A 24,015-nucleotide genomic window follows, 5' to 3' on the forward strand; every position below is an offset into this window, starting at 1 on the left:
CAGGTAAGAACTTTCAGACTCCCACAATGTGCGTGATTGAGACAAAGCAAACGGGCACATTTCATTGAATGTCTGAAGTCAAAGAGGAGCCTGAATTCGACGCAGTTTATTGGCAAGATGCGTGGTCGCCCAGTAAAAGGTTCTACAGAAACAGAGACATTAACCTGGTCTCAGACATGGGTTATGCGATACCGGAAGATTTCAGTGATGGATAGCGCAGAAGCTTTCTGACTCGGACTAAGCATGTCGAGGATGACGACTGGCTTGATGGTTAAGGTCTGCTATCAGCGAACAGCGGACCACAATACCAGAGGGAAAGCATCACTGTTAATGTCCGGACAATTCATGCTAAAACCCTGTATGACATTTTTCATCGACGATTAAAAGGGGCTGTTAATGGCTACAGTTGAGGTATTAAAAGTGAAGTATCCAGGCGCAGATGCCTGGCAAATGGGTGACAGTCCGGAACTGGCCAGCAAGCTTGCTGACCTGATTAAAAAAGGGATCAAAACGGCCTCCTGTGGATCTCTTACCTCTTACCAGCAGGAAGAGTTTGTCCCGAAGATTGGGAGCTATAACATCATCCTTGATGGCCAGAACGTCCCGGTCTGCGTGACCAGACTGGTTTCAATGCGACTGGTGCGTTTTTGTGATGTTACTGAGGCGTTTGCACGTAAAGAAGGTGAAGGCGATTTAAGCCTTGAATACTGGCAGAAAGAGCATCAGAGGTTTTTCACCTGCACAGGACATTTTTCAGACGATATGGAGCTGATCGCAGAAGAATTTGAGGTGATTGAGGTGCTGTAAGATAAAATAAACGTTCTGGCGTTTGATCCCCTGCCATTTATAACAATGTCCGCTTCTGGCACAGAGCGGACATGCGCAGGGCAAGGTCCGTTATGAGCGAAAAGCGGACGTTCAATTTGCAGTTGATGTAGCTTGAACTGTTTGAATTTGTTTTACGGCAATTAAGGAACATGGCAAACAGGGTTGACTGTTCGGTAAATATCGAACTAATATTGTTCTACATTTACCGAACAGTAGAAGCTTTATGACTCGCTCCTATCAACATCCGGCCCCAGAAGAAGTTAATTTGTCACAAGTACTGTTTGCTTTAAGCGACCCTACACGACTGCAAATGGTCCGTATTCTCGCTGGCCGGGAATATGTTAACAGCCTCGACCTGGCACCAGACATGCCTAAATCCACCGTAACGCATCACACCGGTACGCTGCGTAAGGCGGGTATAACTCACACTCGTCCTGAAGGTCGCAACTGCTGGATCAGCCTGCGACGTGACTTACTGAACGCCAGGTTTCCCGGACTTCTGGACGCTATCCTGAACCAGGAACCAGGCTCATGATTTGTCTGTTATGGCCGCTGATACTTGGGGGTTTTGCGCTTGGTCTGGATGCTTATGTTCTGGCTGGGCTTCTGCCGGGCATGGCACGGGATTTACAAACAACGCAGGCTATGGCTGGCCTTGGTGTCGCGTTATTCACCGTAGCTTATGCGGTAAGTGCGCCTGCTTTAGCCTCTGTTTCGACACGTTATTCGACACGGACAGCGTTGTTGGCCGGTATTGGCCTCTTCACCGTGGGCAACTTAGCGACAACTTTCGCCCCCACACTGAAGATCTTATTCGTCTCCCGCGTGATTGCTGGCGTTGGGGCTGGTTTATACTCACCGCTGGCTACAGCGAGCGCTGCCGCCATGGTCAATTCATCCCAACGTGGCCGGGCACTTTCCCTGATACTTGCAGGCTTAAGTGCCGGGACAGCCTTAGGGGTTCCTTTCGGGTTATTGCTCGAAGCACACTTTGGCTGGAGATGGACCATCGGGTTAATCATTCTGTTGGGCGTTCTGGCTGCGTCAGGGGTAGCAGGGGCCGGCTCCTTTCCAACCCTGACGCCTGTCAGATGGAAAGAACGACTCAGTGTACTAACTGAACCTTTTATCCTCTCCACACTGGCCGTGACGCTGTGCACAGGCATTGCATCACTGGGGCTATATACCTATATGGCTGAAATATTATCATCCAGGGCCATGGGGGATTTTACTGGCAGCTTTATATGGTTCTGGGGATTGGGGGGGATGGCCGGGGCATTATTCATCGGGAAAGCTATTGACCAATGCCTTACCTCTGCCAGGGCGACGTTATTACTGCTCATCGTGTTGGGAATGGGCTTTGCGTTAATGGGATATGCACCCGTGGCATTAGCAGGTATAGGATGTTTTATTTGGGGGATGTGCGGTTGGGCCAGTATGGCACCCCAACAGCATGTTCTGGTGTCTTATGCACCGAAACAAGCCACGGCCTCTGTAGCCTGGAATTCATCGGCTAACTATCTCGGTAGTGGTATTGGTGTGGCGCTGGGTTCTGCGGCATTGAATTCAGGCGTCCCAGCCAACTGGCTGCCAGCCGGGTCAATGATAGCCGTACTGCTGGCATTAACGCTTCACTCGTTCAAACGCCATTACCCCAAATAAATGGCTTCAGATCCACAAACAATATATTTCTGTATTTATGGCACATCGTTGTTATTAGTTCAATGTGTCAACGTCCGCTTTTGGCACTTAGCGGACTGCTCGCCCCCTCACATTAATGAACACATCTAATAAACCCTAGCGAATTACCCCATCTAATCGAATAAATCACATTGCGTTATGCTTTTCCTACTCAACCGCTGAAGGGAGAACATCATGCAAACAGTCACACTGAATAACGGGATTCAGATGCCCCTGCGGGGCTTTGGGGTTTTCCAGATGACGGACGCCGCAGAATGCGAGCGCGCCGTGCTCGACGCGATTGACACCGGCTACCGGCTGATTGATACCGCCGCCTCTTACCAGAATGAAACCCAGGTCGGGAACGCGCTCAGGCAGAGCGGCATCGCACGGGGTGACCTGTTTGTCACCACCAAACTCTGGTTGCAGGACACAAATTACGAAGGTGCAAAAGCGCAGTTTGAGCGCTCTTTGAACCGGCTCCAGCTCGACTATGTCGACCTGTACCTGATCCACCAGCCCTACGGCGACGTGCACGGCGCATGGCGGGCGATGGAAGAATTACAGCAGGTCGGGAAAATCCGTGCCATTGGCGTCAGTAACTTCCATCCGGACAGGCTGGCCGACCTGATGGCGTTCAATAAAGTGGCCCCGGCCGTGAACCAGATTGAGGTGAATCCTTTCCATCAGCAACTTCACGCCGTGCCGTGGATGATGAGCAAAGGCATCCAGCCGGAGGCATGGGCACCCTTTGCCGAAGGGCGCAATGGCCTGTTCCAGCAGCCCTTGCTGGCCGCCATCGGGGAGAAACACGGCAAAAGCGTGGGGCAGGTGGTGCTGCGCTGGCTGTACCAGCGCGGGATTGTGTCGCTGGCGAAATCGGTGCGCAAAGCGCGGATGGAGGAAAATTTCAATATTCTGGATTTTGCCCTCAGTGACAACGAGATGATGCACATCACCGCGCTGGACACCGCCACCAGCGCCTTCTTCTCCCACCGTGATCCGGCGATGGTGGAGTGGCTGACCGGCCGCGAACTCGATGTGTAATAACCGCCACCTTTCAACAGAGTGTGAGGAACCCACAATGCAAACACGTTATCTCGGAAAATCCGGCCTGGAAGTCTCCGCCCTGGGGCTGGGCTGCATGGGGCTGAGCTACGGCTACGGCCCGGCCACCGATACCCGCCAGGCAATTGAACTGATCCGCGCCGCCGTTGAGCGGGGCGTGACCTTCTTTGATACCGCCGAAGTCTACGGCCCTTACCTGAATGAAGAGGTGGTGGGCGAGGCGTTAGCGCCGTTCCGCGACCGGGTGGTGATCGCCACCAAATTCGGGTTCACCTTTGGGGAAGACAACAAGCAGCAGATTTTAAACAGCCGGCCGGCGCATATCCGCGAGGCAGTGGAAGGCTCTCTGAAGCGGCTGAAAACCGACGTCATCGACTTGCTGTACCAGCACCGGGTCGATCCTGAGGTGCCGATTGAAGACGTGGCAGGCACCGTCAAGGATCTGATTGCTGAAGGAAAGGTCAAACACTTCGGCCTGTCAGAAGCGGGCGTGCAGACCATCCGCCGGGCACATGCCGTGCAACCGGTGGCGGCGCTGCAAAGTGAGTACTCCATGTGGTGGCGTGAGCCGGAACAGGCCATTTTACCGCTGCTGGAAGAGCTGGGGATTGGCTTTGTGCCGTTCAGCCCGCTGGGGAAAGGTTTTCTGACCGGGGCGATTAACGCCGGAACGACGTTTGGTGACGATGATTTCCGCAGCAAAGTGCCGCGTTTTGCCGCGGAGGCGCGTGAAGCCAATAACGCGCTGGTGGCATTGCTGACCGGCCTGGCGGCTGAAAAAGGCGTGACCCCGGCACAGATTGCACTGGCCTGGCTGCTGGCGCAAAAACCGTGGATTGTGCCGATCCCTGGCACCACCAAATTGCATCGTCTGGAGGAGAACCTGGGCGCGGCGGCCGTCACCCTGACGCAGGAGGATACGCGGCAGATTTCCCAGGCGCTTGAGACGGTAAAAATTGTCGGTGAGCGTTACCCGGCGGCGCTGCAGGCGCGGGTCGGGAAATAGAAGCGGGGCGGGAAACACAAAGAGTACGCAGGCCAACATCTTTATGGCCTGCGTACTGGAGTACGCTATATCATCTTTAAAATGGCCAGGCTGCCCGATGTTATACCACTATTATCGTGACATGGCCGGGTGAGGCGGAATAAGGTCTCCAGCCCGGCTATTTTCTCCTGGCCGGTATTATCTCCGGAAAAGGAGATACTGGCATCAGCGCACCCATTTCGGTGGTGGCGGCGTGTATGACAGCGCCTTTTCAATCAGCTCATCAGGATCATCTGAGATAATAAGCATCTCTGAATACGCTTTTTTCATGAATCCGTCATCGATCATGCGTTCAAAAAAGGTAAACAGGGAATCAAAATAGCCATTCACGTTGAAAAAGGCACAGGCCTTATTATGCAGGCCCAGTTGCGCCCAGGTCCATGCTTCAAATATCTCTTCCAGCGTACCGGCACCGCCGGGAAGTGCAATAAAGAAATCTGCATTTTCAGCCATCGTTGACTTACGTTCATGCATATCTTTGACGACTTTCAGCTCGCTGACACCGCGATGCGCCAGCTCATGGTTCACCAGCGAGTGTGGCATAACCCCAATAACATGAACACCGGACGCGATGGCCGTATCCGCCAGCGTTCCCATGAGGCCAACGTGGCCGCCGCCATAAACCAGGCTGACGTTCCTGTCAGCCATCGCCTGAACCAGGCGCTCAGTTTCTTTAATAAAAGCGGGATCAGTTCCGTGAGCCGATCCGCAGAAAACAGCTGCGCGCATACTTTCCTTCGTCCTTTCCTAAAAATAGAACACGATAGACATTTTTCGTCCTGATTATCACAAAACAGGCCGGTCAGTACCAATACAATTCCTGCAAAGAGATATTATTATGGCAATGTCTGGCCGGCCTGCCGGTTTAATACAGCGCTGGATAATAACCCTAAGTTAATATGACCCCGCTGAATTAACGGCGTGCCATGCCACCTGAACAAGGCGCAGGCTGATTATTTTCGACGGACCCAATAACGATAACCCTGCCTGTTCCCGCAGCCAATTCAACGTATACCCGGCCTTGGGTTTAAATATATATCAGCCTATACGCAATTCATCCAAAGAAATCCGCACCTCCGGCAGCAAGGGACTAAACCGGTGCTTCGTTGTTTTAAAAGGCAGCAGTACTCTGCGCGCTATCTCGGCACTGATCTGAGTCGTTGGGTAAGGTGTTTCATTATCCCATCTCAGCACACTTACCCGCGGGTCGTCATAACGCAGTCTGACCACGGGAAGATGGGTTAACCCCAGATGCCGGGCCACGTTTAACCTGTGATTACCGTCCATCACCCAGCCTGACGCCCACTCAACAGGGATAACCGTGGTCCATATTCCTTCACAGAGAATACGCGCAGACAACCCCTTTACCGCCTCGCTGCTGATCTCTTCTGACTGCCGGAGACAGGTAATCTTCTCAAGTTGTACAATGTAATTCACTGATGTCTCTGTCGCGACGTGTTCAGACATGGTATTACTCCGCGCCAAATTCCTTGAGGTAAATTTCTATCTTTCTTACTTTGCCCTGTGCGTCAGGCGCGTCTCTTAAACACGACACAATATGACCAATGGTGGTTATCGAATAGATATCAATATTAAGCCGCGCTGCCGCACGTTGCAGCGCAGAGCCGGAGCCCTCCGCCCCGCGCTCCTGCCGGTCAAGCGCCACGAGATAAGCCGCCGGGAGGCCGCCTTCAGCCCGTATCAGCTTAATGCTGTCGTCAATGGTCATCCCTGACGTAATGACATCATCAACAGTGACTATTCTTTTATGTTGCAAAGCGGCGCCAACCATTAACCCGCCGTCACCATAGCTCTTTATCTCTTTACGGTTGAAGGCGTAATTTACCTCGGTGTGGAAATCACGCTGAAGAGAAAGCGCAATGGCGACGCCCAGGGGTATCCCTTTATAAGCCGGCCCAAAAATTACCTCAGGGGATAAGTTATTCTCCGAAATAAAACGCGCATAAAACCAGGCGGCTTTATTAAGAAGACGGGCACTGGAAAGTTTGCCGAAATTAAAGAAATAGGGACTGTTCCTGCCGGACTTTAACGTAAAATCCCCGAATTCAACCACATCACTGCTAATCAAGAAATCCGCAAATTCATGCTGTGCGTCTGACATAATATGATCCTCTGGCTTGGTCAATTGAGCTGAACCCGTCCCGCTGCATGCACGCTTTCATTTGCTTAAGCATGGCCGGTATCAGGGAGGGGCCATCATAAATAAAGGCCGTATATATCTGGCAAAGTGTGGCCCCCATACAAATTCGCAGGTAGGCCTCTTCGCCGCTGTTAATGCCCCCGGATGCGATAATAGGTTTACTGTTCCCGATGGCCGTATATGCCCTTTGCAGCATGTCGCGCGATTTTTTCTGCAACGGTGTCCCTGACAAGCCCCCTGTTTGCAGATGTGAAGGCAGATTATTAAGGCTATCCCTGCTGGTGGTGGTATTGCTGATGATAATCCCATCAACCACAGATCGCGCTAAATAGGTAAGCAGCTCGGATTCTTCACCCGGTGCCATATCCGGGGAGAGCTTAATCAGCAGAGGGCACCCCGGTTTCCTTTGCTGCCTTAAGGTATCCAGTCTCCTGAGCAAGGGATCTATCGAGGCCGCCTGCTGAAGATCTCTTAATCCCGGTGTGTTGGGCGAAGAGAGGTTAATGGTCAGGTAATCCGCAAATGAGATAAGCGTTTCCGCTCCCTTGATAAAATCATCCATATCGTTGGCAGAGGTCTTATTCTTGCCCAGATTGACTCCCAGCGTGAGGTCACCTTTGTGGTTGATGAGACGCTGCTGCACATACGCCATACCCTTTGAGTTAAACCCATAGCGATTGATAATGGCTCTGTCATCTTTCAGGCGGAACAACCGGGGACGGGGGTTCCCAGGCTGAGGCTGAGGGGTGACTGAGCCTACCTCAACAAAACTGAACCCAAGGCGGGCAAGCGCTTGATACGCCTCGGCATCTTTGTCAAAGCCTGCGGCCATCCCCACGGGGTGGGTAAAGTGTTTTCCCCATACGTTCAGGGAAAGCCCATCAGGAATGCGGAGAGTTTGAGCCGGCGCAAACCGGCGCAGGCCGAGGATGGCAAGGTGATGTGCGGTTTCGGGATCAAGCCGCAACAGCGCTTTACGGCTGAGTTCAACGATCATTTCACGACGTCCAGGGTGGCATCAAATGCCTTCAGGCTTAACGCCAACTGCTGCCTCAGTTGCTCGCATGACAGTAACGGCATCTTTTTATCCGCCAGCCATTCATCGTCGTAGAACTGTTCCAGATAATTAATGCCGGAGTCGGGTGCTATCGCCATCACTGACTGAATATCGTCAAGCTGCAGCGCCATCAATGCGCTGAAGATGACCACGCCTGAGGAGCCACCCAGCAGGAGGCCGGTATCCCGCGCAAGCAGGCGGCACAACGAGATGGCATTCTGATCGGTGACGCTGTTGAGAAAATCAAATGCCGCAGGATGCCGCCGCCATCCATTATTCCGGCATGCTGAATTTTAGGAATATCGCCAAAATAGTGTAGGTAAATCAGCACTAAAACGTCTTAAAGGCCTAGCGATGCAGAACTGAGCAGCATCGCGGCAGCAATGCCCTTGCTGCCCGATTAATGGAGGGGGCTCATGACAGCATTCGGTATCGCCGGCTAAAGAAGCGGCCGGGAGCAGCTGTATTCAAAAGTGAGGAAAGAATATTTTCCTTTGTCAGAACAGAAAGCGTCGACTGTTGACTATTGCGGAGGGGGGGCCAAGCCAATGCTGCCAGCCGGAATACTGAATGCGTTTAAAGCAAAAAATATCAGGCTGGTACACCTGGATTAACCGGCGTACCCCACATTATTCCGTATAGCGCAGCGCCTCAATCATCAGGGCAAACGCCGCCGGATGCTGTTTTCGGCTGGGGTAGTAGAGGTAATAGCCGGGAAAAAGCGGGCACCATGCCTCCAGTACCTGCACCAGCGCCCCGGATTTTATTGCGTCCTGCACCATGTCTTCGGGCACAAAGGCCAGCCCAAACCCGCAGAGTACCGCGTCGATTCGCTCAGACAACAGGTTAAAGGTCAGTTGCCCCTCAACCCTGACGCACAGCGGCTTGCCGTCTTTCTCAAACTCCCAATGGTACAGCCCCCCGGCCGTCGGCAGCCGCATATTAATGCAGCGGTGCTGCTGCAACTCGTGCGGCGTCTGCGGGGTGCCGTGCGCCGCAAAATAGGCGGGCGAGCCGACCACCACCATGCGCATATCCGGCCCGATCCTGACGGCCACCATATCTTTATGGATGCTCTCACCCAGCCGGACGCCCGCGTCGAAGCGGTCATCCACGATATCGACAAACCCATTATTGACTTCCAGCTCGACATTGATTTGCGGATGCGCCAGCAGAAACGGCTTCAGTTTTGGCCAGAGCACGCTGCGTGCGGCGTGTTCACCCGCAGAAAGGCGGATATTCCCGGCCGCAATGCCGTTCAACTGGATAACCGACGCCAGCGCCTGTTCCAGATCGGCCAGGCGCGGTTCCAGGCAGGCCATCAGCCGTTCGCCGATCTCTGTCGGTGCCACGCTGCGGGTGGTTCTGGTCAGCAGCCGGGTGTTCAGGCGTGCTTCCAGCGCTTTGATGGAATGGCTCAGGGAAGACTGGGACACACCGAGTTTTGCGGCCGCTTTGGTAAAGCTTTTTTCCCGCGCCACCATCAGAAATGTCAGCAACTCATTAAAATTCTCTTTCAGCACGGCAGGTTCCCTCTTTCACGATGGCATACATAGTGGCGCACAGCCCTGGTTTACCCGGTATTGCGCGCCGGGCAAACGGCAGGGTGAGCAGTGTAGCGTAAAAGGGAGGGCCTTCCCCAGCGGGAAAATTGACGGGAAGCGCCGTGAAAAAAGGCTGAATACCCTGTCCGGTATTCAGCCTGTGTGGGTTACCCGGTGCCGTTATGGCAGGCTGACCAGGATCACCGCGGAGCAGCAATCCACTGACTCGAGCGTCAGGCGGTCGGTGAGGGCGATCTCCTCCCCGCTGAGAATGTCACGGTAGCGGCGGTTGGCCAGCGCGTCCGGCAGGGCGATGGCCGTCCCGCTGAAGCGTTGCTTGTGCGGCAGGCTGTTGCTTTCCTGAAGCAGGCCCAGCACCAGGCGCGGGGTGATGACGATCAGCGCATCGTCGCCATTTACCCGCGCAAAGGTAATGACGTTGCGCGCCCAGGTGCCGGTGGCGGTGAGCGGCAGGTAATCACCTTTGCGGAACAGCGCCGGTTTCTCCTGGCGTAACCGCAGGGTTTTGGCAATCGCGTGCTGGTTCACCCGGCCGCTCAGCCAGTCCTGCTCCGTGGCCGCCGTGGGCTTCTCAAAACCGTCCAGCATCTTTTCCAGGGCCGCGAAATCCGGCTCACGCCGGTTGTCCGGGTCAACCAGGCTGAAGTTCAGCGCCTCACTGCCCTGATAAATATCCGGCACGCCCGGCGCGGTGAGTTTTACCACCGTCTGCGTCAGGCTGTTGACCAGCCCGGCACGGATAAACGGCTGCAGGGTGCTGACGAAATCCTGCAAAAAGGCCGGGTTGTCCGGGGAGAGCAGGTGGCGGGTATAGTTGAGCACCGCCTCTTCGTAAGCATCATTGCTGTCGGCCCAGTCGGTGCGCAGTTTCGCTTCCCGCAACGCTTTTTCCACAAACGCCAGGAACCGCTCCTCCAGCGCCTTCAGGCCCGCGGCATCAGCCGGTTGCAGCCTGACCGGCCAGACACCGGCCAGCGCCTGATAGAGCATCCAGGCACCGGCGGCTTTGGGGGCCGCGCCATCGTCGAGCATCGAGACTTTCGACTGGTTCATCTGCCGCCAGCGGGCAACGCACTCAGCCCAGCGCGCCGGGGCTTCGGTGAGCGTGTAGAGCCGCGCGCGGGCATCTTCACCGCGTTTGGTGTCGTGCGTCGAGGTGCCGGAGAGTGCATCCGGCTGATGATCAAGGCGGGTCTTCATCTCCGCATGGAAGCGTTTAAGCGAGAAGTCGCCGGGGATCGGCTCTGCCCCTACCTCATTCAGCGCCAGCTCCATGTTCTGGCGGAAGAACAGCGTATCCTCCACCGATTTTGCCATCAGCGGGCCGGTAAGCTGCTGGAAGCGGGTGCGGAAGGTTGCCGCCTGCGCGGCTGCGGCATCTGACACCTCGCCGGTCAGGATCTGGCTGATAAACGCCAGCGCCGCCGGATCGGGCGCATGTGCCCCGGCGTTGACTTTGCTCACGACTTTTTGCAGCAACTGACGGCCTTCCGGCGGCAGCCCGGCCTGGGTGCCGTAGGTGCGGTAGACCGGGAAGGCGATCAGCAGCTCACGCAGCGCGGCGCGTACTGCCTGCTCATCCTGTTTGCTGCCTTGTGCCCCGGCAATCTCCAGCGCAATGCGCAGCAGCGTGGTGAATTCCCCTTCGAAATTCCGGTCCACCATCAGCAGCTTGGCGGCGCGCAATTCGGCTTTCATGTCCACCGGTTTGCCCACTACCTCGTCATAGGCGTCACGCAGGGTATCGAGCTTGCCGCCGTCCACCAGGGCATCTGAGAGCGCGGCCACGAATTCATAGCCGGTGGTGCCGGACACCGGCCAGTCCGCCGGTAACTGCTCCCCTTCGCCGAGGATTTTTTCCACGGTGAGGTAGCATTCCGGCCCGGTTTCCCGGCGCAGGCGCTCAAGATAGGCTTTCGGGTCAGCCAGCCCGTCCACGTGGTCTACCCGCAGCCCGTCCACCGCGCCGGAACGCACCAGTTCCAGGATCAGCCGGTGCGTGTCGTCAAAGACGGTATCCTCTTCCACCCGCACGCCTACCAGCCCGGTTATCTCAAAGAAACGGCGGTAGGAGAGGTCACGCGGCGCATCACGCCACGACATCAGCCGCCAGGGCTGGCGCTCATGCAGCGCCGCAATCGCGGCAGGGTCGGTGAGTGCCAGCACCTCATCTTCGCGATCTGCCCAGGTTTCCGGGTTCAGCGGATAAAAACTCTCGTAATAAGCGAGCGCCGGTTTGCCGGTGTCCGGGTCACGTTTCACCGTGATTTCACCGTTCTCCAGCGCGGCCTCAAAAGTGTCGCCCAGGAACGGCAGGGTCAAACGACGCGACCAGTCGATGTCGAAATGGCGCGCATACCGGCTTTTTTCGCCGTGCTCAATCACGTCATACCACCAGGTATTCTCCAGCGAGGCCGCCATATGGTTCGGCACGATGTCGAGGATCAGGCCGAGATCGGCGGCTTTCAGCGCCTTGACCATGCGGTCGAAGCCCTCACGGCCGCCAATCGCCGGGTCGATCTCGTTGGCGTCGGTCACGTCATAACCGTGGGTGGAGCCGGCAGTGGCGGTAAAGATCGGTGAAGCGTAAAGGTGGCTGATGCCGAGCCGTTTCAGGTAGGGCACCAGCCCTGCCACGCGGTCAAAGGTCATGCCGTTACGGAACTGGATGCGGTACGTCGCGCTGGGTATCGTCACTGGGAACCTCCCTGGGAAAAACGGACAAGAATAGAATGCTGCGGCAGGTCATTGCCCGCCTTTGGCCAGGCAAAGATCGCCTCGCCCGGTTGGTCCGGCAGGGGCCGGGTACTGTCGCCGATGTTCAGCGCTATCGACAGCGTGCCGGCCGGGAACGTCCAGCTCACGGCCACAAAGCCCTCTGCGGTCGTGATGACCTTGCCGCACCGGCCGCCTGCGGTGGCCAGCAACGGCACCACCTTCTCGCGGCGTACGGCCAGCAGTTGCCGGGTGAAATCCAGCCAGGCGCTGCCCTCTGCGCCGGCGGGTTTTGCCCAGTCAAGTTTTGACAGGGTGAAGGTGCTTTCGGCGTTGGGGTCGGGCACATCCTCGCCCTCATGCCCGGCGTGGCCCTCGAACTCCCTGGCGCGCCCCTCGCGCACCGCGTTGGCGAGATCACCCTGGAAATCGGTAAAGAACAGGAACGGGTTGGTCTCGCCATACTCTTCGCCCATAAACAGCAGCGGGATATGCGGCGACAGCAGCAGTGTTGCCAGCAGGACTTTGGTGCGCTCGGCCCCGGCCAGCGAAATCAGCCGTTCGCCCTGGGCGCGGTTGCCTATCTGGTCATGGTTCTGGATAAAATCCACAAAGGCTTGCGGCGGCTGGCCGGTGCTGTCGACGCCGCGTTTCTCGCCTTTCTGCCGCGAGACTTCGCCCTGATAGACAAAGCCCTCGGCCAGCGCCCGCGCGACGCGTTTTTCCGGCTCGTCGGCAAAATCCTGGTAATAGGCGTGGGTTTCGCCGGTTGCCAGCACATGCACCGCGTTATGGAAATCATCATTCCATTCGCCGGTGAACAACGGCGTGCTGCCGTCTTCATTGCGCGGGTGCAGGAAAATCACGTTGCGGCTGTCTTCGGTGGTGAGGTGGATCGGCCGGTCAGTGATCTCAGTGCGGATGCGTTCCGCAATCTCGATCAGCACATGTTTGTCCGCACTGTCTTCGATCTGGTCGATGGCGTCGAACCGCAGGCCGTCCAGGTGGAACTCCTGCAACCAGTAGAGCGGCGCCTCAACAATGTAGTCACGGGTGGCGGCGACATCATAAGCGATGCCCGCGCCCCAGGGCGTCATGCGATCTTTATGGAAGAAATCGGGTGACAGGGCCGGCAGGTAATTGCCCTCCGGCCCGAAATGGTTCAGCACGATGTCGAGCACCACGGACAGGCCGTGGCCGTGCGCGGCATCCACAAAGGCTTTGAAATCGTCCGGCGTGCCGTAGGCGGAGTGCGGGGCGTAAAGCAATACGCCGTCATACCCCCAGCCCCGGTTGCCGCCGAACTGCGACACCGGCAGCACTTCCAGCATGGTGATGCCAAGTTCGGCAAGGTAGGGCAGTTTCTCGATCGCGGCGCGGAAGGTACCTTCCGGCGTAAAGGTGCCGATGTGCATCTCGTAGACCACCGTCTCTTCCCACGGGCGGCCTTGCCAGCCGCTGTGCTGCCAGTGGTAGCGGGTGGGGTCGATAACCAGTGACGGGCCGTTCACATCGGCTTTCTGCGCGCGGGAAGCCGGGTCGGGGATCGTCAGGCCGTCGGCCAGCTGATACTGGTATTCGGTGCCGGGCGCGATGCCGGTAGCCTGGTGTTCGAACCACCCCTCACCGGCCGGGCGCATGGCAATTTCTTCGCCGGCAAGCCTGAGCGTGACGTTTTCCTGCCCGGATGCCCAGAGACGGAAGCGAACTGTGTCGGCGGCCACATACTCAGCGCCCCAACGTTTATGAAATGACTTGGACTCCATTCAATTGCCTCTTTTACCCAGAAAATAATGGACGGCATCGCGCGGTGCGTGTTCCGCATGCCGTGACGGATTGCCGGGGCTGTGCCGGAATCAGGGAAGGGAAACGATGCCGCCGGTTCCGGTTCAGACCGTATACGCAGAACAATCATAGACTATGGGGCGGGAAATGAAGTGACGGTGTCACCTTGTGGCGGCAGGAAAGCGGGGAAAATCAGCCTTTACCGCCCAGGTATGCCCGCACCGGGTGGCCGGGCATTAATGTCACTTAATGGTAGGTGACATCCTGAATATCCTCTTTGGTGAACCCTTCCGAACGCAGATGCTGGATGGCTTCCTGCAAGACTTCTTCATCACTGTAATTTTTCGGCAGGGTATTTTGCCAGGCGCACTGGCCTTCGAGACGTTTCTCGCCTTTTTCCTCTGTTGGGGAGGTAAAGATTTTATAGGTCTTGCCGGTATTCTCATCGGCAGAGAAGATCTCGATACGAATATATTTAGAATCTGACATTTACACTCCTTATAAACCGAAAAAAAGAACAGGGATTATTGCTCCCACCTTCTTTTAAACATAGTTGCGCCTGCCGGTGAAATCAATGTTTCACCGGGAAGGCCAAGTTAAAGCCGTGGGTAACAGGCGCTAAAGCTGCACCTTTTTGGTACCAAAAAGGTATTTAAATAGTGTTTTTATAGCGTCTTTTTGGTGCTTTTTTACAGCTAAAAGGTATGCGTGTTTTTCACGGGTCTGTTGATTTGCCCACCGAAATGCAGAAGCTGGGTGCAGTACAATAACGTTTAACCCTAATGGGTTAAACGTTCTGTGGGGAGTTATTCCTCAGAGGTAATTTAAGAAATCGTGTAAGAAAAACAGCAAATGGAGAAACCAAATTAGGAAACATTAAGATTAAAAATTCCATTATAAAAGCCGAGCAAGGTTTGGCTGCATTAAAAAAAACGGGCAGGATCCCCGCTATTACACTGCATTCAGGTACCACATTGATGCGCAGTCAACCGGGTAAATATGAGAGTGGCATCCATTACTCAGCCCCGGTGGAAGCTAGGGAATGTGGCCGGTTTAACCCGCCGGGCGGGCAGATTGCCGTCTTGTATGCGGCTGATGCTTCGATAACCGCGATGGCTGAGGTCTATGGCCGGACATGCCAGTTGGAGGGTTCGGTTATTTATCCGGAATCCGTGCTTGACCAGCATTACCTCTGCGCAGTGGAAACGCTCATGACAGTTAAAGTGATTGATATAATTGGACTTTTACAGTGCATGCATATCCCCTTTAGCGATCTTGAAGGTGAGGATTACCGGTTACCACAATGGTTAATGGCCCGCCTGTATGGGGTCAGTTTGGATATCGAACATTATTGTACGTTAAGGTTTTTTTTTGACCTTTGTACTTTAGCCGGCCTCAGCCGACGAAAGTTTCCGGAAGCCGGTATCCGGTTGCTTTTCCAGATATAATCGCCTGTCAGATTGATGTGCTCCCAGCCTAACGGCGACAAATGCGATAGCAGTTGCTCGTTGATCTTCACCCCTTTACGCTTTAAGGCCTCGACCGCTCTTTCCATATAGACGGTATTCCACAGGGATATGGCAGCTGTCAGGAGCGTCAGTCCACTGGCGCGATAGCTCTGATTTTCCGGTTTTCGGTCCCTGATTTCACCCAGGCGGTGCAGGAATACCGCACGCGCCAGCGCGTTACGGGCTTCTCCTTTATTCAGCCCCGCCTGTACCCGCCGACGAAGTCCCCGATCGCGGAACCAGTCGAGCATAAACAGCGTTCGTTCAATACGGCCAATTTCCCTCAATGCTTTGGCAAGTCCGTTTTGCTTGGGATAGCTGGCAAGCTTTTTTAGCATCAAGGATGCCGTCACGGTTCCCTGTTTTATCGAGGTGGCCAGACGCAGCACTTCACGCCAGTGAATTTCGATCTCTTTCAGGTTCAGGCTGGTCGTTGATATCAGTGACTGAAGCGCCGGGTACTGGTCCGCTTTCCCTTTGATAAACAGCTTTTTGTCGTGGAGATCCCTGATTCGCGGACAGAACGCAAATCCCAGCAGATGCATCAGGGCAAAGACATGATCAGTGAAACCAGCGGTATCAGTGTAATGCTCCCTGATTTCCAGGTCGCTTTCGTGGTACAGCAAGCCATCGAGAACATGGGTTGAATCGCTGACCCGGCTGATTATGCAGGTGTAAAACGGGCTGTATTGATCCGAAATATGGGTATAAAACTGACGTCCAAGCTCCTGCCCATATTTCGGGTTAACCTGCCCTGCGTAGCGGCCTGAGCTGCCTGTTCTGAAATTTTGTCCGTCTGATGATGACGTTGTCCCATCACCCCAGAATGCCGCCAGCGGCCTTTTCCCCTGCGCATTTACCAGCTCTGCAAGGGCGGCTGAATAGGTTTCGTCACGGATGTACCATGCCTGAATATCTTCGAGTGATGATTTGGTGCTCCCGGGGCAGGCTTCTGCCATTTTGGTCAGGCCAAGATTGATGCCATCCGCAAGAATGGTGGTGAGAAGCAGCCGGGGATCGGGACGGGTAAGGTCATTTTTTATATGCGAAAAATGTCGGGTAAACATCGTCCAGCTGTTTACCTCATCGAGAATTTCAGTGATTTTAGGTCGCGGTAGCATGCTGTAGACCAGCTCTGCCAGCGGTGAAACCTGCGCCGGAACGCAGTTATCCAGCGGAGAGACTTTTACGCCTCTGTCAGATATTTCCACATCGGGCAGTTCACCAAGGGCAGCCATGGCATTGACCTCTTCAAGTCTGGACTGAAGCAGGGTCATACGGCTGGTAATGTACTCATGATAATCAGCTGATACGGGCAGTGGCAGCGCCGGTGTGAGTTTGTCAAAATCCTTTTCGGGCATGAGGTAATCATCAAAATTTTTGTAGCGGCGCGAGCCTTTAACCCAGATATCCCCAGATCGCAACGCACCTTTAAGCTCGCTGAGAGCACAAAATTCATAGTACTGCCTGTCAATACCCGCAGGTGTAATCACCACCTTGCGCCAGCTTTCAGGAACAAACTCAAGCGGCGCTGTCACCGGAACTTTACGTGACTGCTTCCGGTACATATCCTTAATCACAACCAGCGCATCAGCCAGAGGTTGCGCTGCCGGGGTTGCGACTAACTGTAAAGCAGACAACATGCGCGGGGCATATTTCCGTAATGTGCTGTATTTCTCGGTAATAATATGCAGCGGGTCAAAATTATCTTTCCTGGCGAGGTGGCGTGTTTCCTCCAGACTGGCGACAAATTCAGGCCATGGCAGTATGTTTTCTATTGCGAGCCATGGATCGCCACCGGAATCACGGGCTTCAGACAGAGCCTGGCCGACATCGATATATTGCCTCAGTTTGGAGTGGATCAGCTTTCCGGTCTGCTGAAGGCGCTCAGCCTGTGTTCTTTTGGCTTTGCTGAAAAGGCTGTTTAGCATTCGCTCATGCAGTTCAATCACTTCGTCTGTCAGAGTGGCTCTGGCTTCTTCCAGTACGCACACCAGGATCGCATGACGCCAGGCTGCTGAAAATCGGGTCAAATCCCGGCTACTCATCTTTCGGCCTTCCCGTGCCATTTTAAGCAACCGGTTCTGGTGAATGGTACGATCTATACCTTCCGGTAATGCCAGCGATTCAATGCAACTGAGCCGATCAAGGTGTTGCAGCACGTTCTTACCATTGATTTTACCCGGCGGTTGCAGAAGCCATGTCAGCCTGGAAGACTGATTATCTGAGGACTCAAGTAAACGCTCTAGGGCATCCCTGTGAGCCGGGGTTAACGGGGCATTCAGAGTCTGAAATACGATTTTATCGCCGCCTGTCATGGCCTCCGCACAGGTACGCTCCACTACATCAATCGCGGGGATTATCACGTGGTTCTGCCGGAGATAGATCAGTAACTCTTCGGCCAGGAGAATACCTTTATCGGTGCGCGTCGCCATCGACAGCAGATGTGTAATACAGTCCTGCTGTATTTTGCCGGAGAATGCCTTTACGCCAAGATAGCGGTACAGTTCGGTTAAATGCTCACGCCGGGTTGTATCCCTGCCGGAAAGGTAAGCGGGCCAGAGATCCCCGGTGAGTTTTAGCCTGCTGGCGATATGCTTCAGTAGTGCATCAGATGGGGAGATTTTTTTATCCGGAGCAAAACCGACATTTTTCAGATAGCAAAGAAGGACGGCAAAACCAAAACGGCTGGCAGGTTTACGGTGAGCACTGATAAGCGCCAGATCATGTTCACTGAAATAGGCCATTCGGGTCAGCGTTAATTCATCGTCCGGTAATGCCAGTAATGATTCTCTTTCCGACAGAGAAAGAATCTGCCTCCTTGCCATATGGTTTCCCTCATAAATTATTCGATGTGGTATTTTTAACAAAAATGGTTCTCGCATAAGGGTAACCCCACAGGATGGAGCATCGGGTAACTGTCTCCCCCCGGGGTCTTCATGTTTAGCGACTAACAGTCGATTAGACGTTCTTTCTTAAGGTGTCAGCTGCGATATAAATACCGAGACCGCCTCTGCCGACTGATTGATATCAGTAATGTCTGCTGTGTGCCAGCAGCGGACATTGCACATGTTGAGTTGTACTAAGAAAAAGGGATTGGGTCAGTAGCATTGAAGAATTTATGTCGTTATAGAAACGCCTAAACACGTATTTCCCCCCTTATAAAACTCAGCGATGATCTTCTCCCCGGAAAGCTATCCGGGTAATAACGCATAAAAGTTACTTTTCGCTATTTAACTTTGTGAATTTCATCTGCAATGTTTTTAAGGGTATTCCATGCAAAATAAAAGCACCCTGCTTTTACTGGCGCTGTCTGTGGCTGTTTTCGGGGTAATCACCACCGAAATTGCCATCATCGGCTTACTGCCAAAACTGGTTTCTCAGCTCCACGTTACGCCCACCCAGGTCGGTTTTCTTGTCAGCATCTATGCCATTATCGTGGCCGTAACCGGACCTTTTATCACGCTAATGCTGTCTGGCTTTAACAAGAAAACGGTTCTGCTGAGCATTCTGGTCGTCTTTATTGTCTCAAACCTGATTTATGCCACCACTGACGTGTTCAACCTGATGTTGGTGTTTCGCATTCTGCCTGCGCTGGCTCATGCCGTCTTTTTTGCCGTTGCGCTGGTCGTGGCGGCCAATTCCGTACCGAAAGAAAAAGCCGCAGGCGCTGCAGCAAAAGTGTTTGCCGGGGTGGCTATTGGCCTGGTGTTGGGTGTCCCCCTCAGCTCTCTGATTGCCGAGCATTTCTCTTTATCCGCAGCGTTTTACTTTGGTGCTGTAGCGTGCGTGCTGGCCTTCTTGGGCGTCCTGTTCCTGATGCCTTCAATGCCGACCCTGCATAAGGTTTCCTTTGCCAGCCAGCTTTCCGTTCTGCGTAACGGCAAGCTGTGGCTGACCATCTCAACGGTAACGTTAATTTTCGCCGCAATGTTTTCCAGCTTTAGCTACGTCGCAGATTATCTTTCACGCGTTACTCACCTGAACAACAATTACATCAGCGCCATGCTGATCCTGTTCGGCGTCTGTGGCTTTGCCGGTAACTTCGTGTTCAGCAGTTTCCTGCAAAAAAGCGTTGTTAAAACAACACTCGTTTACCCGCTGCTTTTCACATTGCTTCTGCTATTGGTATGGTTCTTCGGCTTCTCACCGTTGGTGATGTGCCTGCTGACCGTGTTCTGGGGCGCATTCCACTCCTCCGGCCTGGTGGTCAGTCAGACCTGGCTGATGCGCGAAGCCAGCGAAGCGCCGGAGTTTGCCAACAGCCTTTATATGTCGTTCTCCAATCTGGGAATTACCCTCGGTTCACTGACGGGCGGATGGTTTATCGCCCGCCTGGGGACGCACTCCGTGGTACTGAGCAGCGTGATCTTCACTCTGCTGGCATTTGTCAGCATTCTGATTAAGCACCGCTCTGATACTAAAGCAGTACCGGTTCAGGAAGAGATGGCCTGAGAAAAATTATGACGGATCGCTGCTGTAAGTAGAATCTATGGAACCTCTGTTCGGAATAGAACGGGGGTTTTATTCCCTCTTTCAGCACCGCATTATGGAGTTCAGTGATTAAAAGGAGCCTGTAATGGAAAAGTTGTTTACTTCATACACCGTCGGCGACACGACAATTCAAACCCGTATTGTCATGGCACCGATGACCCGTTCCCGGGCCAGAGAAGGGGATATTGCCGATAACCTCACCGCTAAATATTATCGTCAGCGCACATCAGCAGGCCTTATCGTCAGCGAAGGCTCTCAAATTTCCGTTCAGGGGCAGGGGTATCTTTTTACGCCTGGTATCTACTCTGCTGCACAGGTAGAGGGATGGAAGAAAACGACTCAGGCCGTTCATCAGGCAGGCGGCAAAATATTCATCCAGCTCTGGCATGTTGGGCGAATTTCTCATGTCAGTCTGCAAAAGAATGGCGCCGCCCCCGTCAGCTCAGTTGCCGTCAGGGCTGAAAACTCGACGTGTTATGCCCGTGATGAAAATGGCATTGCTGGACCTGTTCCGGTTTCATTCCCACGCGCTCTTTCAGCCAAAGAGATCGGTTTGGTCATTCAGGATTATGTACAGGCCGCTGAAAATGCTATTGAAGCGGGTTTTGACGGCGTTGAAATCCACGCGGCAAACGGCTATCTGCTGGAACAGTTCATTAATGGCGCTCTGAACACGCGCAGCGATGAATTCGGTGGAGAGAGTATTGAGAACCGACTGCGGTTCGTGCTTGAAGTGACTGACGCTGTATCACGGGCGATCGGTGCAGGAAAAACCGGCATACGACTTGCGCCATTTGGTCGTCTGTTTGATATGCATGCATTCAGCGGTGAAGAAAAAACCTGGCTGACTCTGGCAGAAAAGCTCACGACACGCCGGCTGGCCTATGTTCACCTTAGCGATCAACAGACTTTAGGTGAACAGGCTATTCCTGAAGGGTTCATTGATAAATTCAGAAAGGCCTACAGCGGCACGCTCATTATTGCAGGGGGATTCGATAAGCAACGAGCCGAAATCTATTTGCAGGAAGGAAAAGCGGATCTCATTGCTTTTGGCAGACCCTATATTGCCAATCCTGACCTCACAGAACGGATGAAAAACGACTGGCCGCTGAATGAAGTTAACCGGGCAACAATGTATGGTGGGGCTGAGGAAGGCTATACCGATTATCCGTTCTGGCCAGACACAACGGCATAGTCGTACCATCAGTCAAGTAAGCCGTCATCTGCTGCCTTTATCAACGTGTCCACAACATAACGAATTTTAGGTAACAGCTGGCGGTTTTTAGGCCAGAGCGCACTGATGGGCATTTCTCCACCGGAATGTCCGACCAGAACCTCTTTCAGCTCCCCTGATTCAAGATATTTTCCAACCAGCCATAACGGCAGTTGTGAAAGCCCACAGCCAGCCAGCGTGGCCGATAATATCGCATCTCCGTCCGCAAACTCATGGGTCGGTGGCGGCGTATACCGCGAAATCTGACCATCATTTTCTTTGAGTAGCCAGGAGATCGGCTGATTCCGGCGAAACCCCACCACACACTGATGCTGGCTCAGTTCTTCAGATGAAACGGGTTCTCCACCGTACAGTAAATAGTCAGGGGAAGCGCAGATAACCAGTTTCTGCGTGGTCAGCCTTCTGGCAACCAGCCCACTGCTGTCGGCAAGTTCACCAATGCGGATGACAAGGTCAATACCCTCCTCAATGAGGTCGACAAACCGTTCGCTGAAAGTGACGGTTAATGCGAGTTCGGGATAACGGCGTGTAATCTGCAGCAGGATCGGCAAAATACGCTGTCTGCCAAAGGCTGCGGGTAAGTCCACCCGTAGCCTCCCTGAAGGCTGGCAGATATGAGAGGTCAACTCGGCTTCTGCCTGCTCAAGAATATCCATGGCATTTTGACAACTTATCAGGAAACGCTCACCATCCGGCGTCAGGCTCAGACGCCGCGTGGATCGCAGAAACAGTTTAAGTCCCAGCCTGGCTTCAAGACGACCCACACTTTTACCCACGGCTGATTTTGTCAGCCCGAGTCTCTCAGCCGCCGCGGTAAAACTTCCCTGCTGTGCGGTAGTGACAAAGGCGGTAATTCCGCCCAGGTGATCGGTATTTCGCATGTTGAATATTCCGTTAAGTGCTTCAGGACCAGTCTGCGTGACGAATGACGAGGTAGCGGCCTCCCTCTTCAGCCAGTTCCAGGCTGAGTCTTCGTTTAGTACCGTCTACAGGGAGTAACAGGGTGCACTTCATCGCCAGAATGTCTGTCTCTTCAATATTCATCCCGTCGGGATCGGCACTGCGTAAAAATACGGGTAAATTCTGCCGTGTATTCTCATCGGCATTCCCGGAAACGATCGTTGAAACAACCCCAGGCCTTGCAGTCAGCATAAGCTGAGAGAAACGGGCTATAAACGAATGTACCCGGTTTTCACTGAATGACTCACGGAATACCTTATCAGGGTTTTGATATACGGGAGTTTTCTGCAGGAAAGTAAAAACAGCGTCCTCTCCCTCACCGAATAAGAGCGTTGTCCGGTATTCCGAAAGTGCCCCTCCCACCGTCAAATCACTTTCGACCCTCTGGTAGCCAATATCCATATTAACGGTTGCCTCGTTTTCCTGGCCGGGGATAAATTCAAAGCGTCGGATAAAGTGCGAGCCCTTTTCGTATGGCAGGCTTTTCAACCAGCTATCCATTCCGTCTTTTCCTTCAGCCAGAAGATGCGTGCCGGCATGAACCAGCCTGACGTACGGAGAGAAAATATCCAGATGCCGGCTGACCTCCTCTGTTTGCCCCTCAAAAAAAGCAAACCAGCGATGGGCAATATCACATGCCGAGTAATACCGGGCTTTCCAAATCTGCTCTTCAGTCATTGTTTTTCCTTGTCTGTCTGTCTGTCTGTCTGTCTGTCGCGTCGTGTCGCAGGTGGTTTTGGTTTGTTGACGCAGAGTAAGACATCAAAGATACCCGTAAAGAAGAAGCAGGATTGTAGAACCTAAGTCCGCATAGATGCGACCGAAACCCGATTTATCATCCGTGTAAAAACAATCATAGTAATTTCCGAAATGATTAATTTACCTCCGGACGACTGTTCCGGCGATGTGGAGATAATGATGAAAGAGAAAACAATCCCCCTGTCACTGCTTGACCTGGCACCCATTACCGAAGGCAATACCCTTTCTGACGCCATTACCAACAGCGTGCGGCTGGCGCAGGCCGCCGAAAAAGCCGGGTATCACCGTTTCTGGATGGCAGAGCATCACAATATGGTCGATATCGCCAGCGCGGCGACGGCGGTGATACTCAGCCATATCGGCGCAAAAACTGAAAAAATCCGTATCGGCTCGGGTGGCATTATGCTGCCAAACCATGCACCGCTTGTTGTCGCTGAGCAGTTTGGCACGCTTGAGATTATGTATCCGGGCCGCGTTGATTTAGGTCTGGGCCGTGCGCCGGGCACTGACCAGGAAACATTGCAGGCGCTGCGCCGTGAAACCCGCGCCAAAGGTCTCGACTTTCCCGACATGCTGGATGAACTACAGCATTTTCTTGCGCCTGCGCAACGCGGGCAGCGTATTACGGCCGTGCCGGGTGCGGGACTCGATATTCCGTTGTGGCTGCTGGGTTCGAGTACCTTCAGTGCACAGCTGGCGGCGCAGAAAGGTTTGCCCCTTGTTTTTGCCTCTCACTTTGCGCCTGATGCCATGCTTGCTGCCATTGATACCTATCGTTCAGGCTTCCGCCCCTCAGAATCGCTTGCCGAACCGTATGTGATGATTTGCGTCAACGTCGTCGCCGCTGAAAGCCAGAGCGAAGCAGACTATCTGGCGACTACCGAACTGCAGAAGTTTGTAAATCTGGGGCGGGGCGTTGAGGTGAAATTACCGAAGCCGGTAGACGATATGAATGCGCTCTGGCATCCGGTCGAGGCTCAGCGCGTACTGACTCAGCTGCGTGAATCGGTGTGGGGCACAAAAGAGACCGTCCGGACCGGACTGAATGACCTGGTCCGCCGTACCGGTGCGGATGAAATTATGGTGAATTCGTGGATACATGATGCCGATGCAAGGATCAGGTCACATCAGCTCATCGCTGAAGCCTGGAACTGAT

The 24,015-nt window shown here is 54.0% G+C and carries 20 protein-coding genes; 8 read left to right on the forward strand and 12 right to left on the reverse strand.

Annotated elements, in window-relative coordinates:
- Nucleotides 1-396: 396 nt before the first annotated feature.
- From CYR52_RS18670 to CYR52_RS18690, 4 genes are all read left to right on the forward strand, one after another.
- Complete coding sequence (locus tag CYR52_RS18670) at nt 397-807, forward strand: ASCH domain-containing protein (RefSeq protein ID WP_072929258.1); 411 nt, start codon at nt 397-399, stop codon at nt 805-807.
- A gap of 552 nt (nt 808-1,359) precedes the next feature.
- Nucleotides 1,360-2,490 carry an MFS transporter gene (locus tag CYR52_RS18680; RefSeq protein WP_101829162.1) on the forward strand — a complete coding sequence of 377 codons (1,131 nt, stop codon included), beginning with the start codon at nt 1,360-1,362 and terminating at the stop codon, nt 2,488-2,490.
- A 213-nt stretch (nt 2,491-2,703) separates the two neighbouring features.
- A complete protein-coding gene (locus tag CYR52_RS18685; RefSeq protein ID WP_101829163.1) occupies nt 2,704-3,555 on the forward strand; it encodes an aldo/keto reductase in 852 nt (283 codons plus the stop codon).
- Nucleotides 3,556-3,592: 37 nt separating this feature from the next.
- Nucleotides 3,593-4,582: an aldo/keto reductase gene (locus CYR52_RS18690; RefSeq protein WP_101829164.1), complete on the forward strand. Its 990-nt coding sequence runs from the start codon at nt 3,593-3,595 to the stop codon at nt 4,580-4,582.
- Between the two features lie 204 nt (nt 4,583-4,786).
- Here CYR52_RS18690 and CYR52_RS18695 read toward each other — a convergent pair whose 3' ends face one another.
- The 9 genes from CYR52_RS18695 to CYR52_RS18735 all read right to left on the reverse strand — a co-directional run bounded on the left by CYR52_RS18695 (nt 4,787) and on the right by CYR52_RS18735 (nt 14,393).
- Nucleotides 4,787-5,350, reverse strand: coding sequence for an LOG family protein (locus tag CYR52_RS18695; RefSeq protein WP_072929252.1), 564 nt, complete (start codon nt 5,348-5,350; stop codon nt 4,787-4,789).
- 309 nt (nt 5,351-5,659) lie between these two features.
- A complete protein-coding gene (locus CYR52_RS18700; protein ID WP_101829165.1) occupies nt 5,660-6,088 on the reverse strand; it encodes a ParB N-terminal domain-containing protein in 429 nt (142 codons plus the stop codon).
- Nucleotides 6,089-6,092: 4 nt separating this feature from the next.
- Nucleotides 6,093-6,743, reverse strand: a complete 651-nt coding sequence (gene pyrE, locus CYR52_RS18705) for an orotate phosphoribosyltransferase (protein WP_101829166.1) — start codon at nt 6,741-6,743, stop codon at nt 6,093-6,095.
- Nucleotides 6,724-7,779, reverse strand: a complete 1,056-nt coding sequence (locus CYR52_RS18710) for a quinone-dependent dihydroorotate dehydrogenase (protein WP_101829167.1) — start codon at nt 7,777-7,779, stop codon at nt 6,724-6,726. Before CYR52_RS18710 ends, pyrE begins: the two co-directional genes overlap by 20 nt.
- Entirely contained in the window at nt 7,776-8,045 is a 270-nt protein-coding gene (locus tag CYR52_RS18715) for a hypothetical protein (RefSeq protein ID WP_072929248.1), read from the reverse strand. Before CYR52_RS18715 ends, CYR52_RS18710 begins: the two co-directional genes overlap by 4 nt.
- Nucleotides 8,046-8,468: 423 nt before the next feature.
- The gene (locus tag CYR52_RS18720; protein ID WP_101829168.1) at nt 8,469-9,362 is read right to left on the reverse strand and encodes a LysR family transcriptional regulator; all 894 of its coding nucleotides are present in this window, start codon (nt 9,360-9,362) and stop codon (nt 8,469-8,471) included.
- A gap of 201 nt (nt 9,363-9,563) precedes the next feature.
- On the reverse strand, nt 9,564-12,101 hold the full coding sequence (treY, locus tag CYR52_RS18725; protein WP_101829169.1) for a malto-oligosyltrehalose synthase: 2,538 nt from the start codon (nt 12,099-12,101) through the stop codon (nt 9,564-9,566).
- Complete coding sequence (gene treZ, locus CYR52_RS18730) at nt 12,098-13,885, reverse strand: malto-oligosyltrehalose trehalohydrolase (protein WP_101829170.1); 1,788 nt, start codon at nt 13,883-13,885, stop codon at nt 12,098-12,100. The genes treY and treZ overlap by 4 nt, the downstream gene beginning before the upstream one ends.
- Nucleotides 13,886-14,150: 265 nt before the next feature.
- Entirely contained in the window at nt 14,151-14,393 is a 243-nt protein-coding gene (locus tag CYR52_RS18735; protein WP_072929239.1) for a hypothetical protein, read from the reverse strand.
- 488 nt (nt 14,394-14,881) lie between these two features.
- Here CYR52_RS18735 and CYR52_RS23105 point away from each other — a divergent pair, with 488 nt between their 5' ends.
- Nucleotides 14,882-15,352 carry an RES domain-containing protein gene (locus CYR52_RS23105; RefSeq protein ID WP_146001355.1) on the forward strand — a complete coding sequence of 157 codons (471 nt, stop codon included), beginning with the start codon at nt 14,882-14,884 and terminating at the stop codon, nt 15,350-15,352.
- Here the strand turns inward: CYR52_RS23105 and CYR52_RS18740 are convergent.
- Nucleotides 15,253-18,240 (reverse strand): Tn3 family transposase, encoded by a 2,988-nt coding sequence (locus tag CYR52_RS18740; protein WP_101829171.1) that lies wholly within the window; start codon nt 18,238-18,240, stop codon nt 15,253-15,255. The genes CYR52_RS23105 and CYR52_RS18740 overlap by 100 nt on opposite strands.
- A gap of 448 nt (nt 18,241-18,688) precedes the next feature.
- Between CYR52_RS18740 and CYR52_RS18745 the strand changes: the two genes are divergently transcribed.
- Together CYR52_RS18745 and CYR52_RS18750 are read left to right on the forward strand one after the other, a co-directional pair.
- Entirely contained in the window at nt 18,689-19,867 is a 1,179-nt protein-coding gene (locus CYR52_RS18745) for an MFS transporter (protein ID WP_101829172.1), read from the forward strand.
- Between the two features lie 124 nt (nt 19,868-19,991).
- Nucleotides 19,992-21,101 (forward strand): alkene reductase, encoded by a 1,110-nt coding sequence (locus CYR52_RS18750; protein ID WP_101829173.1) that lies wholly within the window; start codon nt 19,992-19,994, stop codon nt 21,099-21,101.
- 8 nt (nt 21,102-21,109) lie between these two features.
- Here the strand turns inward: CYR52_RS18750 and CYR52_RS18755 are convergent, their stop codons facing one another.
- Nucleotides 21,110-22,021: a LysR family transcriptional regulator gene (locus CYR52_RS18755; RefSeq protein ID WP_101829174.1), complete on the reverse strand. Its 912-nt coding sequence runs from the start codon at nt 22,019-22,021 to the stop codon at nt 21,110-21,112.
- 22 nt (nt 22,022-22,043) lie between these two features.
- The gene (locus tag CYR52_RS18760) at nt 22,044-22,778 is read right to left on the reverse strand and encodes a hypothetical protein (RefSeq protein ID WP_101829175.1); all 735 of its coding nucleotides are present in this window, start codon (nt 22,776-22,778) and stop codon (nt 22,044-22,046) included.
- A 240-nt stretch (nt 22,779-23,018) separates the two neighbouring features.
- Here CYR52_RS18760 and CYR52_RS18765 point away from each other — a divergent pair, with 240 nt between their 5' ends.
- Nucleotides 23,019-24,014: an LLM class flavin-dependent oxidoreductase gene (locus tag CYR52_RS18765; RefSeq protein ID WP_165698484.1), complete on the forward strand. Its 996-nt coding sequence runs from the start codon at nt 23,019-23,021 to the stop codon at nt 24,012-24,014.
- The last annotated feature ends 1 nt before the right edge of the window (nt 24,015 follow it).

The organism is Chimaeribacter arupi, from assembly GCF_002858805.1.
GTDB classification, from domain to species: domain Bacteria; phylum Pseudomonadota; class Gammaproteobacteria; order Enterobacterales; family Enterobacteriaceae; genus Chimaeribacter; species Chimaeribacter arupi.

Coding starts and splice junctions, on each gene's coding strand:
- CYR52_RS18765 (WP_165698484.1), top strand. CDS start 23,019: ATGAAAGAGAAAACAATCCCCCTGTCACTGCTTGACCTGGCACCCATT.
- CYR52_RS18745 (WP_101829172.1), top strand. CDS start 18,689: ATGCAAAATAAAAGCACCCTGCTTTTACTGGCGCTGTCTGTGGCTGTT.
- CYR52_RS18755 (WP_101829174.1), bottom strand. CDS start 22,021: ATGCGAAATACCGATCACCTGGGCGGAATTACCGCCTTTGTCACTACC.
- CYR52_RS18700 (WP_101829165.1), bottom strand. CDS start 6,088: ATGTCTGAACACGTCGCGACAGAGACATCAGTGAATTACATTGTACAA.
- CYR52_RS18735 (WP_072929239.1), bottom strand. CDS start 14,393: ATGTCAGATTCTAAATATATTCGTATCGAGATCTTCTCTGCCGATGAG.
- CYR52_RS18695 (WP_072929252.1), bottom strand. CDS start 5,350: ATGCGCGCAGCTGTTTTCTGCGGATCGGCTCACGGAACTGATCCCGCT.
- CYR52_RS18740 (WP_101829171.1), bottom strand. CDS start 18,240: ATGGCAAGGAGGCAGATTCTTTCTCTGTCGGAAAGAGAATCATTACTG.
- CYR52_RS18690 (WP_101829164.1), top strand. CDS start 3,593: ATGCAAACACGTTATCTCGGAAAATCCGGCCTGGAAGTCTCCGCCCTG.
- pyrE (WP_101829166.1), bottom strand. CDS start 6,743: ATGTCAGACGCACAGCATGAATTTGCGGATTTCTTGATTAGCAGTGAT.
- CYR52_RS18760 (WP_101829175.1), bottom strand. CDS start 22,778: ATGACTGAAGAGCAGATTTGGAAAGCCCGGTATTACTCGGCATGTGAT.
- CYR52_RS18685 (WP_101829163.1), top strand. CDS start 2,704: ATGCAAACAGTCACACTGAATAACGGGATTCAGATGCCCCTGCGGGGC.
- CYR52_RS18670 (WP_072929258.1), top strand. CDS start 397: ATGGCTACAGTTGAGGTATTAAAAGTGAAGTATCCAGGCGCAGATGCC.
- CYR52_RS18750 (WP_101829173.1), top strand. CDS start 19,992: ATGGAAAAGTTGTTTACTTCATACACCGTCGGCGACACGACAATTCAA.
- CYR52_RS18710 (WP_101829167.1), bottom strand. CDS start 7,779: ATGATCGTTGAACTCAGCCGTAAAGCGCTGTTGCGGCTTGATCCCGAA.
- CYR52_RS18680 (WP_101829162.1), top strand. CDS start 1,360: ATGATTTGTCTGTTATGGCCGCTGATACTTGGGGGTTTTGCGCTTGGT.
- treZ (WP_101829170.1), bottom strand. CDS start 13,885: ATGGAGTCCAAGTCATTTCATAAACGTTGGGGCGCTGAGTATGTGGCC.
- CYR52_RS23105 (WP_146001355.1), top strand. CDS start 14,882: ATGCGCAGTCAACCGGGTAAATATGAGAGTGGCATCCATTACTCAGCC.